The sequence below is a fragment of the Paenibacillus caseinilyticus genome, assembly GCF_027533645.1.
Taxonomy (GTDB): Bacteria; Bacillota; Bacilli; order Paenibacillales; family NBRC-103111; genus Paenibacillus_G; species Paenibacillus_G caseinilyticus.
Genome location: NZ_JAQAGY010000010.1, coordinates 129,020 through 145,148, shown reverse-complemented (window position 1 = coordinate 145,148; position 16,129 = coordinate 129,020). Strand labels below are relative to the sequence as shown.

The 16,129-nt window shown below is 60.0% G+C and carries 12 protein-coding genes; 1 reads left to right on the top strand and 11 read right to left on the bottom strand.

Annotated features, from left to right (window positions below; translation table 11 throughout):
• Nucleotides 1-168 precede the first annotated feature (168 nt).
• The 10 genes from O9H32_RS16875 to O9H32_RS16830 form a co-directional block, all read right to left on the bottom strand.
• The gene (locus O9H32_RS16875) at nucleotides 169-2,490 is read right to left on the bottom strand and encodes a golvesin C-terminal-like domain-containing protein (RefSeq protein WP_269867291.1); all 2,322 of its coding nucleotides are present in this window, start codon (nucleotides 2,488-2,490) and stop codon (nucleotides 169-171) included.
• 633 nt (nucleotides 2,491-3,123) lie between these two features.
• A complete protein-coding gene (locus O9H32_RS16870; protein WP_269867290.1) occupies nucleotides 3,124-4,656 on the bottom strand; it encodes an extracellular solute-binding protein in 1,533 nt (510 codons plus the stop codon).
• Between the two features lie 97 nt (nucleotides 4,657-4,753).
• The gene (locus O9H32_RS16865) at nucleotides 4,754-5,614 is read right to left on the bottom strand and encodes a carbohydrate ABC transporter permease (RefSeq protein ID WP_269867289.1); all 861 of its coding nucleotides are present in this window, start codon (nucleotides 5,612-5,614) and stop codon (nucleotides 4,754-4,756) included.
• Entirely contained in the window at nucleotides 5,608-6,570 is a 963-nt protein-coding gene (locus tag O9H32_RS16860) for an ABC transporter permease (protein ID WP_269867288.1), read from the bottom strand. Before O9H32_RS16860 ends, O9H32_RS16865 begins: the two co-directional genes overlap by 7 nt.
• A 543-nt stretch (nucleotides 6,571-7,113) precedes the next feature.
• The gene (locus O9H32_RS16855; protein ID WP_269867287.1) at nucleotides 7,114-8,607 is read right to left on the bottom strand and encodes a response regulator transcription factor; all 1,494 of its coding nucleotides are present in this window, start codon (nucleotides 8,605-8,607) and stop codon (nucleotides 7,114-7,116) included.
• 12 nt (nucleotides 8,608-8,619) lie between these two features.
• Complete coding sequence (locus O9H32_RS16850) at nucleotides 8,620-10,365, bottom strand: sensor histidine kinase (protein ID WP_269867286.1); 1,746 nt, start codon at nucleotides 10,363-10,365, stop codon at nucleotides 8,620-8,622.
• Between the two features lie 259 nt (nucleotides 10,366-10,624).
• Entirely contained in the window at nucleotides 10,625-11,287 is a 663-nt protein-coding gene (locus tag O9H32_RS16845) for a CPBP family intramembrane glutamic endopeptidase (RefSeq protein ID WP_269867285.1), read from the bottom strand.
• A 95-nt stretch (nucleotides 11,288-11,382) separates the two neighbouring features.
• Nucleotides 11,383-11,598 carry a hypothetical protein gene (locus O9H32_RS16840; RefSeq protein WP_269867284.1) on the bottom strand — a complete coding sequence of 72 codons (216 nt, stop codon included), beginning with the start codon at nucleotides 11,596-11,598 and terminating at the stop codon, nucleotides 11,383-11,385.
• Nucleotides 11,599-11,638: 40 nt separating this feature from the next.
• Nucleotides 11,639-14,017, bottom strand: coding sequence for a hypothetical protein (locus O9H32_RS16835; RefSeq protein ID WP_269867283.1), 2,379 nt, complete (start codon nucleotides 14,015-14,017; stop codon nucleotides 11,639-11,641).
• Nucleotides 14,018-14,302: 285 nt separating this feature from the next.
• A complete protein-coding gene (locus O9H32_RS16830; RefSeq protein ID WP_269867282.1) occupies nucleotides 14,303-14,917 on the bottom strand; it encodes a PH domain-containing protein in 615 nt (204 codons plus the stop codon).
• 277 nt (nucleotides 14,918-15,194) lie between these two features.
• On the opposite strand from O9H32_RS16830, the gene O9H32_RS16825 reads away from it, so the two are divergent.
• Nucleotides 15,195-15,404, top strand: coding sequence for a hypothetical protein (locus O9H32_RS16825; RefSeq protein WP_269867281.1), 210 nt, complete (start codon nucleotides 15,195-15,197; stop codon nucleotides 15,402-15,404).
• A gap of 153 nt (nucleotides 15,405-15,557) precedes the next feature.
• Here the strand turns inward: O9H32_RS16825 and O9H32_RS16820 are convergent, their stop codons facing one another.
• Nucleotides 15,558-16,127, bottom strand: a complete 570-nt coding sequence (locus O9H32_RS16820) for a hypothetical protein (protein ID WP_269867280.1) — start codon at nucleotides 16,125-16,127, stop codon at nucleotides 15,558-15,560.
• Between the last annotated feature and the right edge of the window lie 2 nt (nucleotides 16,128-16,129).

The following is a 16,129-nucleotide window of genomic DNA, read 5'->3' as shown; positions in this document are numbered from 1 at the left end:
GTAGTTACAGTACGCCGGCTTGTCAAATGACTGGGTTCACCGGCAGTGACCGGACCAAGGCACAAAAAAAGCTGCCGAAGCAGCGAATTTTCTCTGTTATGAAATCATCTCTAGCGCAGAAGGGCAGCGATGATTGCGGAGACTACGCGCCTGCGGGAGACGCACCGGTTACTTCGCGTCAACCATCACGCTGTCAAACACGGCCGTTTGATTCACGGTTCGCAGGCCGATATGGCCCTCACCAATCAATGTGGTATCGGTGGCGCTAAGCTTCTCTACGCCGTTCACATACCCTTTCAGGGCATTGCCTTTCAGTTCAAGCCGAAGAATATACCAGGTGCCTGGAGCAGCGAACCAATCCTTCTCGGCCAGCCGGGTCCAAGTGTCATTCACTTTCTTGTACAACTGAATCTTATTCAATTCATAATTGATGCGAAGCGTGTAATAGCTGGACATATCGGGCGCTGCTCTGGCGATGAGCCCAGTGGAGGCTTGGGATCCGGTATCGTGCGCCTTGATCGCTGACGTCACACTGAGATCCGCAGGAGACAACGGGCCGAGGGCCTCCGCAATGCCGCCTCCTGTTTGCTTCATGACCTTGGTTCTCTCATCGGTTGCGAGCGACCAGCTGCCGCTGAGCAGTGTCCAGGAGTTCGTATTGCCGTCCTGGAAGCCGTCCCCGTAATAGACCGGCTCGAACATCACGGCATCCGCACGGTGATTGGCCGTAGTGGTTACTTTGAACTTGACGTAGTTGCCCGTACCCTGGCGCAGGTAGACGGTCTCGAGCAGGCGCCACTGGCCACTCGCGATCGTCGTCTGGTCCACGTACGAGTTGTTGTTGACTCCGTTATAGAGCGTATAGAGCACGTTCTCCTCGGAATCCTTGTGGAGCGGGTAGCGGACATACACATTGTAGTATCCCGCCTGCGGAATGTTCGGCGTCCACTGCACCGTGCTGCCGTTCGTACTGCTGAATCGGGAGAGGCCGCCATAGCTGCCGGGCATGTCGCTGTCTCCCCAGGTACCCGTCTCCGTGTATCCGCTGTCGCCCTGGTCGATCACGATCACCTTCTTGGGGACGATGGGACCGACCACATTCGAATACGGAGAAAGAATGCCATCCGGATTCTTCGCCCGGATCCGGTAATAATACGAACCGCCGACAGCGGCCGACCCGTCATCGAACAGCGGTACGGTGAACGTATGGTGCCTCGGCACGGTAACATCATCGGTCACCTGGCTTGCGATCATCAGCCACGGTCCGCCCGGCGCTTCGGCGCGTTCAATATCATATGAGCTGACACCCGAGGCCCCCAGCCAGGAGAGCGTATGAACCGAATCCGACGGGAACATCACCGGCGTCTCCGGCGCAGGCCATGGCGGCACCGACCCGCCGCGGATGGAGTACGCATAGGAACGCATCAGGTTGATCGTCGTGGTCTCGTTCGCCCAGTCTCCGGTGGAGAAGCCGGGATACCGCAGATAAGACCAGCCATTGGCGGGCTGCCAGTGCCATCCCCCTTGGCGGTGATGGTGCATCGTACCCCAGAACAGCGCGCCCGTGGTACCGTTCGACTGCACGGTGGAGAGAAGCTGCTCGATCTGGGCTGCGCTGTAGTCGCCGAACTCCCCGATCATCAGCGCCTTCTTGCCTTGGGTCGTCTTCCTCCACTCGGCCAGCTTCGCGCCGAGATCCACTTGATGATAACCATAAATATGCGGATCGATAATATCGATATTGGGATCTTTCAGTGCATTCGCCTTAATTCCCTGGGCACGGACATAGCCCCCGTCGGCCAGCAGGTGGTTGGTGTCGATGCTTTTGACATGGGCGGCCATCTCGGTCGTCCACGTATCCGAAGAACCGAGCTCGTTGCCGAGCTGCCAGGCCAGAATCGTTGGATCGTCCTTATACAGGGCTCCTGTATATTTATTTTTCCGGTTCAGGACATACGTAATGAAGGCCTTGAAATCCTGCTTGACCTGAGGGTCGCTGTAGAACTCGACCTTGGTCTTGCCGCGGAATCCCGCCCAATCCTCCACGCCGCCGATATAGTTATGGGAATCGACGAAAGGAACGATGAGGCGCACGTTATACTGCGCGGCGAGATAGAGCACCCGGTCCATCAGCTGGAACGCCTTCTCGTTGTATTGTCCGGGCGCCAGAACGTGTCTCGGCGTGCCGGGGGGATCGGCTTTCATTCTCACCTCGAAAGGGTAGGTGCGGATAACATCTATGCCGGACAGCCTTGCCGCCCGGATCGAATCCTCGACCTCCACCACATCCATCCACGAGCGCTCGAGGAACGGATGATTGGACCCGATGAAGCGGTACGGCGTGTCCCCGTCCATCAGCTGGTCTCCGCTGCGCGTAATAAAGCTCGCGAAGCCGGCCTCGGCACGACCCGGAAAGGACAAGCCGTTGAAAACGGTTACAAATATCACGACAAGTAAGGCGGTGGAGATAAACTTCAGCCATTTGTTCAAATGGATGACCTCCTCTTTGGGGTGACGGTCACCAGGCGAATGGACACACGGGCAAGGCGTTGCGGTGCAAATCCGAAATAGCGGTCCCTCCTCGGTGTCTTCTGCGCTGCAGCAGGCATCCCGGAAGGTAACTCCAATAAGCCCGCAGGCTGCAGAGCGTTCCTCCGCCGGCTTCCAGTCGAATGGTCTTGACGGAAATCCGCGCGTGTCTTACCGCCGACTTAAAGAGAACGGGCGACGTTCGTGGAAGCGTACTTCACTCGGTGCCAGCCATCGCCTTCAGGCGAACCCTCTATCTCTATACAAGCCCAAGCCCCCAGCCGTTCCTGCATCGACCCGCCAGTATTTCGGCGGATATACTGCCTTGTTGCCGCATCCTTGTTATATAAGGATGATCGGCCCTCCTCACCTCCCCGGGCTCCGCCCGCAGGATTATACACTTATGAGCTTACAATCGCTCCCATGCCCCGGCAGACCGTTAAGTCCCCGCAGGCACAAAAAGCGCTGTAAGCCCTCAAGTTCCCGGGAAGAGACTTCCCGGGAACGGAGTGCCAAGCTTATGGTACTGCCATCTGCTGCGGAATATCGGCGGCAGGAACGGCCTCGCCCGTGCCCGGGCCAGCGGCGTTCAATTTATTTAACGTACCCGAGCCCTTTCAGCGTTTTGTCCGCTTCGTCCAGATACCCCTTGAAGTTAAAGGTTTTCTCCAGGGAGCCGAGGAACGCGTCATACTCTTCGAGCTTCGCCTTGCCGGTGTAGAACTTCAGCATTTCTTCGCCGATGAACCGGTTGGCGTCGGTCACGTTGAAGCCTTTTGGCGGAATGACGAAGCCGTTGTAGACCTTGAGCTCGGGCAGAGAACTCGACTCCTTGATGAGCTGGGCCTGCGGAGGGAACTTGGTCATGAGGTAATCCATCTCCGGACGCCCGGTGAGCTGGTAGAGCCATGTATAGGAGGCTTCGCCCTTCTTCTCGGTCAGGACGATCTTCTCGCCTTCTTTCTTCCAGTGCACATCCTTCTGGCCGTAATAGACGAGATTCGCTCCGTCGCCGTCCGAGACGTAGTTCAGGAGTTCGAATACTTTAGCCAGCTTCTCAGGATCCTTCTCGAGCTTCTTCGGAATGGCGATGATGGCGGTAATCTGACCGACATCGTTGAAGCGGATGTTCTTCGCTCCCTGAAGTGCCGGCAGCAGCACCAGCTCGGCGTTGGGGTTGATTTCCTTCATCTTCTTGACATGCTCGTCGCGCACCAGTCCCGCCCACTGCTCGTAGAAGATCCCCGCGAAGCCTTTGGCCGCTTTGTCCGTCACATCCGCCACTTTATTCGTGAACAGCTCCGGATCAACCACGCCCGCTTTCAGGAAACGCTGGAATTCCTCGATACCCTTCTTCATGTTCGGGTCATAGAGCGAGTTGATCAGCTTGCCGTCCTGAATATAGAATTTGTTCGGCTCCGTCGTACCATGGGCGCCCAGGAAGCCGCGCTCGGTCTCCCGGGTGCCGGAGATGCCGTAGGTGTCTTTCTTGCCGTTGCCGTCCGGATCTTTTTCCGTAAACGCTTTCGCAACTTCGAGCAGCTCATCCATCGTCGTCGGCGGTTTCAGTCCCAGCTTGTCGAGCCAGTCCTTGCGGATCCAGAAGCCTTGGGGCACGATCCTTGGGGCCTGCGAGAAGCCGAATACTTTCCCGTCGACCTTCCCTTTCGTAAAGCCTTCTTCGCCCACCTGCTTTTTCACGGCGCCAAGCTTATCAAGATACGGCGTCAAGTCAAGCAGCAGGCCGTTGCGGGCCATCTGGTAGTAAACCGAGAGATCCTTCTCCTTGATCTCCAGCAGATCAGGCAGGTTCTGCGAAGCGGCCAGCACGCTGAGTTTGTTCGCATGCTCCTTATCGTCGGTCAGGTCGAGCTTGAAGTTGATCCCGAGCTTCGCGTCGAGTTCCTTCTTCACGAAGTCTTCTTTGGGAATCGCCGAAGGCGACCCCGCTCTCGCCATCGTGATCGACACCGGTCCGGCCGATGGGGCCGCTGACGGCTCAGCCCCTTTGGCCGCAGGCTCCTTGCCCGCAGCCGGATCCGCCGCTTTGGGAGCGCAAGCGCTTACGAGAAGCCCCGAAGTCAGCATGGTTCCCATCAATACCCGCACCCACCGTTTGTTGTTCATGAACGATCCCCTGCCTTTATATATAGATAAGGTACTATGCTGAATTTGGTTCCTCTGGGGAGGACCAAAATTTCACCCGATGCCCGGCCCCTCCCGATCAGCCCTTGATGCCGCCGAGGAGCATGCCTTTGGAGAAGTGCTTCTGGATAAAAGGATAGACGATGATAATCGGGATGCTCGCCAGCACGACCGCCGCCATCTGGAGCGTGGTGGTCGGCAGCACCTCATCGACGTTGGTCATCGAAATTTCGTTCATCGACAGGATGCCCCGGATGACGACCTGCAGAGGCAGCAGCCCCTTATCCTGCACGTACATGACCGCCTGAAAAAATTCGTTCCAGTGGCCGACCGTATAGAACATGCCGACAGTCAGCATTGCCGGTACCGACAGCGGAATCACGATCTGCAGCAGCACCCTCGCCTCTCCGGCTCCATCCATCCGGGCGGATTCGAAGAGCTCCTTCGGCAGTCCTTCGAAGAACGTTTTGAGCACGAGCAGGTTGAACGCCCAGACGATATTGGGCAGAATCATGGCCCACACACTGTTGAGCAGCCCCGTGGACTGCACGACCATGTAAGTCGGAATGAGCCCGCCGTTGAAGATCATCGTGAACACGACGAGGAACAGGAAGATCTTGCGGCCAGGCAGCGTCTGGCGGCTGAGCGGGTATGCCATCAGGACGGTCAGCACCATGTTCAGGAATGTGCCGACCACGGTGATCCAGACGTTGACATAGAGCGCGTTCGGAATGAGCGGCGTCTCCCAGAGCAGCTTGTAGGCTTCAAGCGTAATCTGCTTCGGGATGATAATGAAACCGCCGTTCTTCAGCACCTCGGAATACGGGGTAAGCGATACCGAGATGACGTACAGCATCGGAGCCAGCGAGACGACGGCAACGACGAGCAGCAGCGTGTAGACGAAGAGGTTGAAGACCCGGTCGGACGTGTGCTTTACCATATGCCTTCATCCCCCCATCGCTTCGCCAGCATGTTGGATCCCAGGACGAGCACGAGCCCGATCAGGGATTTGAACAAGCCGACCGCACTCGCCAGACCGAAGTTCATCTGCTCCAGCCCCACCCGGAACACCCAGGTATCGATGATATCGCTTACGGGCATCACGTGCACGTTGTACATGACATAGATTTGTTCGAAGCCCGCGTCGAGCAGATGGCCGAGCTTCAGGATCAGCATAAGCACGATAATATGGCGGATGCCCGGCAGGGTGATGCTCCAGATCATCCGCAGCCGGCCCGCGCCGTCCACCCGTGCGGCTTCGTACAGCGTCGGGTCGATCGAGCTCATCGCAGCCAAGTAGATGATCGCCCCCCAGCCCATGTCCTTCCACATATCGGTGCCGACCAGCACGCTCCGGAACCACTCGCTCGAGGTCAGGAACGGGATCGGGTCCACGCCGCTCTCCGTGAACCAGCGGTTGAACAGCCCTGTGGTCTCCGACAGGAAGGCGATCGAGATTCCGTAGACGATGACCCAGGACAGGAAGTGGGGCATGAAGCTCAGCGTCTGGACGATATTGCGGAACCATAAGGTGCGGCATTCGTAGAACAGGACCGCCACCAGGATCGGCGGGATCGTGCCGAACACCAATTTATAGAGCGAGATGAGAAGCGTGTTCGTCAGCAGCTGCGAGAAGTACGGCGACTGGAAAAAGAATGTGAAGTTCTTGTGCCAAGGGTCCGCCCAAGGGCTCGCAAGAATGCCGAGCGAGAAGTCGAATTCCTTGAATGCGAGAACGGCTCCAAACATCGGTACATACCGGTATACGATAAAATAGGCCAAGCCCGGCAGCAGCATCCAATACAGCATCTGGTGCTGCAGCACGGCCTTCCATAAGGAACGTGCCGCTCTTTTCTGCGGACGGGCCGTAGAGCGGATATCCAGAGCTCTCTCCATCTTCCACACCCTCCTTGTTGATACTTTCTCTTGTTGTACCTATCGTACCAGAGAGGCTTCCAAGGATGAATGCACAGGTTTGTCTTCCGGACTGCACATTTTTGGTGACGCTTACAGAGGAGCGCCGGAATGTGCAGTCCGGTGATGGAGACCGGGAGCGGTGCGCAGGCGCGATTGCTGGGACGAGCTGACCAGGGGCCGCGGGCGCCCGATGCTGCGGTGCGCAACGCAGGGGCACAACAGTGCGGATCCGCGGAACGGCGAGCGGCGCGGGGCCGACTCGCGGGCCGCAGCGCAGGATCAGCCGGCGGGCTGAACGGGCCGGTGCGGATCGGAGTCCGGGCAGAACGGGAGCGGTACGCTGGCGCGATTGCCGGGACGAGCTGATCAGGGTCCGTGGGCTCCCGTGCACCGCGCACGCAGCGCAGGATGGCGTACACAACAGACCGGCCAGTGTGCAGGGATTGCCGGGCCGGCGCTGGCCAGAGGCCGTGGCGCCCGCGCTCCTGGCACGTGGCGGCGGAACGGCGGCGGCAGGCGGACTTACGACGTCGGGCTGCCGCCCTTGCGGAAGGCGCCCGGCGTCTCGTTCGTCCACCGCTTGAAGGTGCGGAAGAAATAGTTCTCGTTCTCGAAGCCGAGGCGCTCGCCGATCTCCTTCACCGCGAGATTCGTCTCCAGCAGCAGCTTCTTCGCCTGCTCCACCCGCTGCCGCTGCACGTAAGAGATGAGGTTCTCGCCTGTTTTCTTTTTGAACAGCTTGCTGAAATAATGCGGGTCCATGTTCACGGACCGGGCCAGCCCCGTCAAATTCAAATCCTCGTGCAAGTGCGCATGAATGTGGCGGAGCACTTTGTTCAGTTCGGCGTGGTCGGTCTGCAGCGCCCGGCTCCCGTCTGCCTCTTCCTGGTAGGCCGCCAGCCGCCGGAACAGCGTCCGCTTCGCCTCCGCATGGCTGCGCGTGCTCCACAGTTCCTCCTCGGATGCGGCCGCAGCGCCCAGCACCTTGGCGAAAGTCCGGTCGCAGTGGAGGGCGAACGTCTTCACCGCAGGAGAAGGCCAGCGGCCTTCCTCCATCGCGGACCACAACCGGCCGAGCTGCTCCTCCGCCGAGCCGCGCTGCCGCTCTTCCACACTTTTCCAGAGATCCCTCTCCCACTCCCAAGCGGCATGGGGCGGCCGGCCCTCCTTACGGACGGAATGGGCAGGAAGCCGTCCCCTGGCGCCCGAATACCACCCTTCGTCGAGTGCGTCCAGCGCCGTCTGCCAAGCTGTCTCCCACTCCGAAGCCCGGACGGCCGGCAGCCATACTACGGGCTCCGGATGCTCCGGGGGGTCCAGCGGCGCCGGAGGACGTACCGGGCTCCAGAGGAACCGGGTGGCGACTCCCTCCCGCCGGTAAGTGAAGAGATACGCCGACTGGCCTTCGGAGTCCGTCCGGGGCTCCTGCGCTCCCGCCTCCTGCCCCGGAGCACCGAAGTCCGCGCTCCATCCTGTCAGGATGGTGACGTAGGGGAACGGCGACAGCGCCGCAGGCTCTGCAGGCGCGCCGGGGGATTCCGGCGGGGCCGAGGCTGCCGTCTGCATCCGGCGCGCCCAGATGGCGTCGCAGCGCCCCTGCAGATACACCGCGGCAGCCGCTTCCCGCCGGGACTGCTCCCGCTCCAGGTCCTTGGCCGCTTTGGCCAGCGCGCCGAGCAGCGCTTCAGGCCCCAGGGACAGCTTGAGCAGATACCCAATCGCCCCATGCTCCAGAGAAGAGCGGGCGTATTCGAATTCGTTCATGCAGGTGAGCATGATGAACCGGCTCTCGGGGTAAGCCTTGCTCGCCGTCTCCAATACTTCAATCCCGTCCATCACGGGCATGACGATGTCGCAGATGACGAGATCGGGACGCAGCTCGCCGATCAGCTCCAGCGCCTGTGCGCCGTCTTCGGCCTCCCCGACCAGCCGGAAGCCCGCGGAGGACCAGTCTACGGTCGATTTGATCGTTTCCCTGACGTAAGGTTCATCTTCCACCAGCAGCAGTGTCCACATGTCTCATCCCTCCTATGCTTGAACTTGCGCCGCCCCGTCCGAGAACGGTTTGGACAGCAGGAACGGCTGGCATACGACCGCTTTGCACCCGATAGGCAGAGGCCGCAGTTCCAGGTACGCCTCGTGGCGGAACAGCAGCTGCAGCCGTTCCCTCAGGTTGTGTAGGCCGATTCCTTTGCGGGTACGCAGCTTCTTCCTCGGCGCTCCTTCATCTGCAAGCCCCTGCCCGTTGTCGATCACTTCCATGAACAGCTTCCCCCGCTCCTGATACACCCGGATCCGGATATGCCCTCCGTGCTTCATGCGCTCGAAGCCGTGAATGATCGAATTCTCCACGAGCGGCTGCAGGCTCAGCTTCGGAACCAGGGCATAATCGAGGTCCGGTTCGTATTCGAATTCGACCGTGAATTTATCCCGGAACCGGAAGTTCTGAATCTCCGCATACGCATGCACGAGTTCGACCTCCTTGATAAGATGAATAAGATCCTCCTCCACGTTCAGGCTCTTCTCGAGGAGCTTCCCGAGCGCCAGACAGACGCGGGCCGTGTCCGGGTCCTGCTTCGAGGTGGCGTGCCACTTGATCGTGTTGAGGGTGTTCATCAAAAAATGCGGATCCATCTGCGCCATGAGCACCTGGAAGCGGACGGACTCCTTCTGCCGCTCCTCCGACTTCAGCCGCTGGATCAGCTGGTTCATATCCGTAATCATGCCGTTGAACGCCTGCACCAGCGTCAGAATCTCGCCGGAGTACCGGCCCGGCGGAATATGCAGCCGGAAGTTTTTGTGCACGAGATCCTTCATCTTTTTCTGCAGAAGGAGCAGCGGGCGCGTGGCCGCTGACAGGATATAATACGTCACGAGGACGAAGAACAGCGCCAAGACAAGGAACAGCGAGACGAATTGGCTCTTGATTTTGCGTGCGTTGCCGAAGTAGATGTCGAGCTTCGAGCCGGACACCAGGTGGGCGTCCAAGGCGGGTATCGGGGTGCTCTGGAGAAGAACGCCGAGCTTGTCGTCCACCATCACGCCCGAAGAACCTCCGGCCTGCAGCAGAGACCGGACCGTGTCCGAATGAAGGTCGCTCCGCCCGCTCTGCGTCAGGATCGTCCCCTGCCGGTCGATGAGGTAGTAATCTTGGATGATCAAGAAAGTCCTCGTATTGGCATATATCCACGAAGTGAACAGGAAGGAAATTTTGATCCGGCCGATGGCCTCTCCCTGCGCATTCGTAAGCACGTCGTAATAGGCCAGCATCTTGCCTGCGGGCGAATCCTCCAGCAGCGGCTGCATGCCGGGAGCCGGTTCCTTGGGGAAGGCGAACTGCTCGGCGTCCACATCGCCCATTCGGCGTTCACCCGACTCATAGAAATGCCCGTACCGGTCGGCAAGCTGCAGGTGAAAAAAAGACGAATTGTCCCCGCTGCGGGACTGGATCTTCTCGAAGGCTTCCGCGATCGTGCCGACCCGCTCCGACGTATCGAAGCGTTCGGGATATTCGATCATCTCCATGAGGCGGTAGTTCATCTCGATCGAGATCACCTCGGGAATGAGCATCCCGCGCGTCGTCTCGAAGGCGGATTTGAGCTGCTCTAGCTGAATCCGGCCCGACTCATGCACCTGGTCGAACAGGCCGTTCTCGATACGCTGGAACGCATAGAGCTGCAGGCCCAGCATCGGCAGCAGGACAAGCACGGTGAAGGCCAAGAAGACCCGGTGGCTCAGCTTAGACGGCATCATTCTTGCAATCCCTTGGATCATGGGGCACCTCCTTTTCATCCACCCTACAATTGTCATAATATTCGCACAATTAATATAGCATTCCTCGCGAACGGTGTCTAATCACCTTTTTGGAAACTTCTGGGCCCCGGGCGAGATAAACGCGCATCATCTTTTAAGGACGATGCGCGTTTATAAGAACTACAAGAAGACAGGATCGAGCTCTGGTGCGATATATATTCTTCAACAAAAAAAGCAGCCGCACCGGCTGCTTTCCCCCATCCTGTAAGGGATGTTCCGCTTAAACGATATAGAGCAGGTAGACTCCGATAATCGCCATATCCGCGATCGCATGGCTCGCCACCGACCCCCAGAGGGAGCCCGACCACTGCCGCATCACAGCCCATACGACCCCAGCGGCGAAGACCGGCAGGGTGAACAGCACATTGGCAGGCCAAAGCATCATGGGGAGGAGCGGACCAAGATGATAGAGCGCATAGAAGAACGAAGTCACGAAGACCCGCGCCCCGCCGGGCAGTCTCCCCTCGAGTCGATGGAACATGAACCCGCGCCAGTATGTCTCTTCGAGCAGCGGATTGACGGCGATCAGGATGAGAATGAGCCATCCGGTATACGCGCCGGTGAATTCCCACTGCTGCAGCAGCCGGTCCAGGTGATCCCGGTCGAAGAAATAAGGATGATACAGGTACATGGACACGGACATCACGAGGAAGAAGACCCCGCCTACGAGATAACCGGTGAAGAGATTGCGCTTATTGTAGAAGAGCCCGAACTGAAGCAGGGTCTCCCGGAGCCCCTGGCGCCGGATCAGCAGGCTGTCCACCAGCGGCGCGAGCAATAGCCATCCATAGAAGAGGATGAAGGTGACTGGAATATTCTCCAGCAACAGAAGGCCAAGGGCAATCATCACCGAAGGACCCAAAAGCAGCAGCAGCAAACTCATTCGTTCATTCACCCCAGCCCTGATGTTCTATCCCAAATCCCCGTAGGGGTGTTCGCAATGACAACGATACGGCATCCCAAAGGTTGGCGCCAGTACTAGATTTCCCTAGTACCGTCCCATTCAACCGCAGCCGCAGCCTCCTTTGGCTCGCCCCGCTCCTCATGCCCCCTGTCCGGCTGTGCATAACGGGAGCCGGATGGGCCATGACGTCCGCCCGCAATGACGTCCACCTCAATGATTTCTACCTCAATGACTTCTACCACAATGACTTCTACCGTAATGATGGTCCCGCAAAGAGCGCTCAGCGGCAATGGCACGATTCCGGGATCCGGGCAGGGATCCATCCCCGTCTCACTCGACCGTGACCTTCAGCCGGACCGGCTGTTCCAGGATTCCGGTCCGGCCGCCGCTATCCGTCAGAGCTGTATCCGGCAGCACCGAGAACTCGCCTGTGCCGGGCTGCAGCGCCCGGAACTTCAGCGTCAAGAGGCCTATCTCGCCGCTGCGTCCCGGCGTGGGGCCAAGCAGGACGCCTGCGAACGAGGCGGTCTCCCCCTTCAGGCTCCTGCCGAGCACCGCATCCGATGACGCTTGCCCGAAGCCGCTGCCGAGTGCTGCTCCGGTAAGCTTGAACCGGGCCGGATCATACTGCAGCTTGAGATGAAATCCATACAGGTCCGACGCTTCCGCGGCCCGCACCTGCAGCTCGACTTCGGATCCCCGCACGACCCTGCCGGCCTTCTTGGTCAAGGCGATCCGGCCCGACGCTTCCTCGGGTCCGTATACGCCCGTCGTGACGCTGATCTTCGGATTGTCCGTCGTGAAGCGCCCTGACGCATCGCGCGCCTCGACGGAGAATTCGTAGGTCGTCCCGGGACGCAGCCCTTCGGCCCGGTACCGGTTGACCCCGCCGGGGACGGCTCCCTGCAGCTCGCCGTCCCGGTAGATCCGGTACTCCGCAATCCCGGCGGATCCGTACACCCCGCCTGTGACCCCGCCGCCCGGGAGCGGCAGCTTCTCCGCTCCGCGGACCGGCCCCGAAGGGGCCCCGGCCGTGCCGATGGCAGGCAGCCACTGCAGCACGGCGGCATCCGGGCCGACCTCCGCCGCGGAGAGCGGGTCGCCTGCCGGCCACAGCGGACCGGATATACCGCCTGCCTCGCGAACCGCGAACAGCGTGTCGCCGAGCGCCTTATGCCAGCGCCCCCCGCCGAGCTCCTTCAAGCTCCCGCGGTCCGAAGCCGTCTCCTGCACCTGCGCCTCTCCCGGCAGGAGACGCCACAGCTTCCCGCCGCCGCGCAGGAACATGGTGCCGTCCTCGCCGAGTCCCGCTATCTCTGCGCCGCCGAAGGGCAGCTCCGCCTGTACGGCCTTCCCCTGCGGCGGAAGCAGAACAGCCTGCGTGGCTCCGTCCCCTGCGCCGCTCAGGTACGCGGCCCAGCCGCCCCGGCTCTCATAGGCCTTGTGGGCCTCCAGGGTGCCGGACAGCTCTCCCGCCAGCTCCTGCAGCCGGCTGCCGTCATACCGCATCAGCCGGTCCCCCGCCCGGAAGAGAATCCGGTCTCCGTCGGAGAGCAGCCCCGCCGCTTCACCCGCACCCGCCAGAACCTCGGTCACGGTCCCGTCCGGGTGAAGACGGGAGATCGCGCCTTCCGAGACATAGAGCAGTCCGCCGTCTTCCGTCAGGACGCCTTCCCGGTAGAGCGACCCGTCGAACGTCCGGAGACTGCCCGTCGACGTGTCGAGAATCGACCGGGTAAGGCCGTCTCCTTCGTCGAACAGCACATAGGCTCCGCGCACTTCGACCCGCTCCCCGATCCCGTCACGTATCGCCTCTACCCGGTGATCGCGCCAGACGTAGAGACTCCGGGATTCGGTGCCTTGGACGACCGCGGCCGCCCCGTTCGGCGTCAGCGCGGCAAGCTCCACCGTTCCGAGTCCGGCAGGCAGGACTACCGCGTCCCCGCCTCCGTTGCGCTCTCTGAGCACCAGCGCGTTCGCTTCTCCCCGGTACAGGATCCGGCGTTCGCCGAAATCGACGATCTCTCCGGGAGCGCGCTCCGCCTCAGCTATTGCTTCGGACGGCTCGTAATGGAGCAGATGAAGCTGCTCGTGCAGCACGTTCCGCTGCTCATCGAGCACGTTCACCCGGTACAGCAGCTCCGGACCTGCAGCCTCCTGGAGTTCTACGGCCTGGTCGATCCGACCTTGACCTTGGAATTCGGCCAGGGTTTCCCCTTCCGAGGTCGATACGCTTCCCCGGATCTCCATGGCGGCGGGGTCTTGTAAATAGCCGTACGGCACAATTCGGACTGGAAGACGAAGACTTGTGAGGGTGGTCAGCGGGGCGGGAGTCGTGAGGAGATACGGCGAGGGAACATAAAAGAACGGCTGCTCCGCCTTCGGTCCCGCGCCCGCGGCACCGGTCGGCTCAACGGTCAGCGTCCGGGGACCTTTGGGCAGCCCTCTCAAGTCCAGACTGCCCACCCAGGAGCAAGTCTCCGGGCAGACGCGGACCAGATCGATGCCCCGGCCGTCCACGCTGGCCGTCATCCTGCTCCACGATTCGACGCCGGAGGCAGCCACCTCCACATTCAGGAACGAATCCTGCCTCGTATCCGCATCGGGGCGGATGATCGCGGGAGGTGCGGCTTCGGCATCAGCCCCGGCCGGCAGCAGCAGGAGCATCAGCAGACCGCAGGCTGCAGTCCTCCATCGTTTGGTTGCCATGGTTACACAACACCTGTCCTTCCTTGGTCGATACGAAACGTATCGGAGATGTCCGCACACCGCGCTTGGCGGCAGCGTAAGGCTGTGCAAAGGATAGACTGCCCGACCTCCTTCCCGCTTTCCTCCCCGCTAGAGAAGAAGTAATAGAGTATAGACTGCAGCGTCTCGGGCAATAAGATCTACTACAAAGATTCGACACTTCCCAGCTTTTTCCTTCCCCTCCACCCATGTCGAAGCATAAAAAAAACCGTCCGGCTGCCCGGACGGCGGTGCTGGCGGCGAAGCCTACTGGTTAATATAGCGCTCGAAAACGGAGCCAAAATCCTTGACGCTGTACTGCTTGCGGGTTTCGACAAGCCACGCGAACGCACTCTGATTCAGTTCCTTGAAACCTTCGACCAGGTTCCCCTCCGTCTTCGTCATCCGGCCGAGCGTTGTGGACGCCAGCTCCAGGCTCTGCTGCGCAAACCCGAGCGCGACTTCATTCTCCCGCGTGATCTCGGAGATTTTGATCAGGGCCTTGTACAGGTCCTTCAGCTCTTCGAGATGCTTCTTATTCACATCGATCGAGTAGACCGATTGGCCCATGGTGAACTTAATCTCCACATCGAGGTCCACCGTACCCGCAGTCTCGAGCGATACGTTCGAGACCGGATACGCCGCATAGGCGAACCGCCGCAGCGTCCGTTTCTTGCTCGCCGCCGAGGTGCCGTCCAGATGGATCAGTGCCTGGTTCGTAAAGCAGTACTCGTCGGACCTCGATTTGATCAGAAAAAAAATTTTCTCCCCGTCTTCATGCAGGACATAATCGTCCGCATCCACCTTATCGTAATTCTCCGGACGGATAACGCTCCCCACATCGCTCAATCCAAGAATATCTGCCGCTACTTTACCGAACATTCCCCTCATCCTCTCTCTCAAGCGTTCTCATCCGGTTTATTATACCAGATCAAAGATGCTGCCCGCCAAGCGAGGAAGATCCGCGGCGATGACTGCCCTCATGGTCGCCGACGCCGACGCCCCGTAACTGCCCAGCCCCGCGGCGCCAACGAAATCCATCCTTGCACCCGCGCCCCCGGATTCATTAACAAGTTCGTCACATACAGTACCCCGGATACCGTATATAATAGGGACAGACTGACCATCCGCTACTCTAAGCGAAAGCGAGGTGTACTCCATGACCCCTTACATGATTGCATTTGCCGTTATTATGCTGGCTGGAGCGGCAGGAACCTTTCTCGTCGGCTTCTCCAAAACTAACAAGGAAGGCAACCCGGGCTACGACAGAAGCACAACCGGCAACCTGTCCCGGCTTACGCTGTTCTATATCGTCATGGTACTGATCCTTCTGGTGATGCTCTTCCTGCTGTTCCGGCAGTATTTATAGACGTATGACCGCTTCCCCCAATCGCTCCGCCTTCGGCGATGCTAGGGTTCCCCATGCCAGACATGCAAAGTTTATCCGCACCTTCAGCCATACAACCCAAAAAAGCTGCCCGGTCGGGCAGCTTTTTTGGTGCTTATCGAACCGTATCCCCGCTTACTGCAAAAGAGGCGTTTCCAAATGAAGATCCAGCTTCTGCCCGTCCGAGCGGATATAGCCCCCGGGCAGCGGGGTTTCCTGGACTTGATCGCGGCCGATGAACGCCCCGATTTTATCCTCCACCGCGTTCGCGTCCGAGAATACATTCGCGATGCGGATGATCGTTTGGGCCGCAGCCGCATCGCTTGAGACGGAGGATACGTCGAGCACCAGCATATTGCCGCTTACGCCGACCAGTCCGCTGACCCCCTGCCCCGAGGTGAACGCGATCCCGTTCTCCCGGTAGCTGAGGTCAAAGTCCAGCTCCTCCAGAAGCAGGATAAGCTTGGACGCTCCCTGCACCACCTGACTGTTCACCGCATCCAGCGAGGCGACGCTCGCCCCTATCGTTTCTCGGAGGCCGGATACTGCGCCTGCTACCTCGTCTTTGATACCGGCTACCTCATCTTTGATCACGGCCAGCCGGCTGTCCGCCTCCGCCGAGCAGCCGCCAAGCGCAGCCGCCAGCAGCAGGAGCACCGGCAGCAGCGTGCTGCGATTTCGTCTGTTTCTTGTTTTTGGATGCATGC

Coding starts and splice junctions, on each gene's coding strand:
- O9H32_RS16860 (WP_269867288.1), bottom strand. CDS start 6,570: ATGGAGAGAGCTCTGGATATCCGCTCTACGGCCCGTCCGCAGAAAAGA.
- O9H32_RS16850 (WP_269867286.1), bottom strand. CDS start 10,365: ATGATCCAAGGGATTGCAAGAATGATGCCGTCTAAGCTGAGCCACCGG.
- O9H32_RS16870 (WP_269867290.1), bottom strand. CDS start 4,656: ATGAACAACAAACGGTGGGTGCGGGTATTGATGGGAACCATGCTGACT.
- O9H32_RS16825 (WP_269867281.1), top strand. CDS start 15,195: ATGACCCCTTACATGATTGCATTTGCCGTTATTATGCTGGCTGGAGCG.
- O9H32_RS16835 (WP_269867283.1), bottom strand. CDS start 14,017: ATGGCAACCAAACGATGGAGGACTGCAGCCTGCGGTCTGCTGATGCTC.
- O9H32_RS16830 (WP_269867282.1), bottom strand. CDS start 14,917: ATGTTCGGTAAAGTAGCGGCAGATATTCTTGGATTGAGCGATGTGGGG.
- O9H32_RS16845 (WP_269867285.1), bottom strand. CDS start 11,287: ATGAGTTTGCTGCTGCTGCTTTTGGGTCCTTCGGTGATGATTGCCCTT.
- O9H32_RS16865 (WP_269867289.1), bottom strand. CDS start 5,614: ATGGTAAAGCACACGTCCGACCGGGTCTTCAACCTCTTCGTCTACACG.
- O9H32_RS16855 (WP_269867287.1), bottom strand. CDS start 8,607: ATGTGGACACTGCTGCTGGTGGAAGATGAACCTTACGTCAGGGAAACG.
- O9H32_RS16820 (WP_269867280.1), bottom strand. CDS start 16,127: ATGCATCCAAAAACAAGAAACAGACGAAATCGCAGCACGCTGCTGCCG.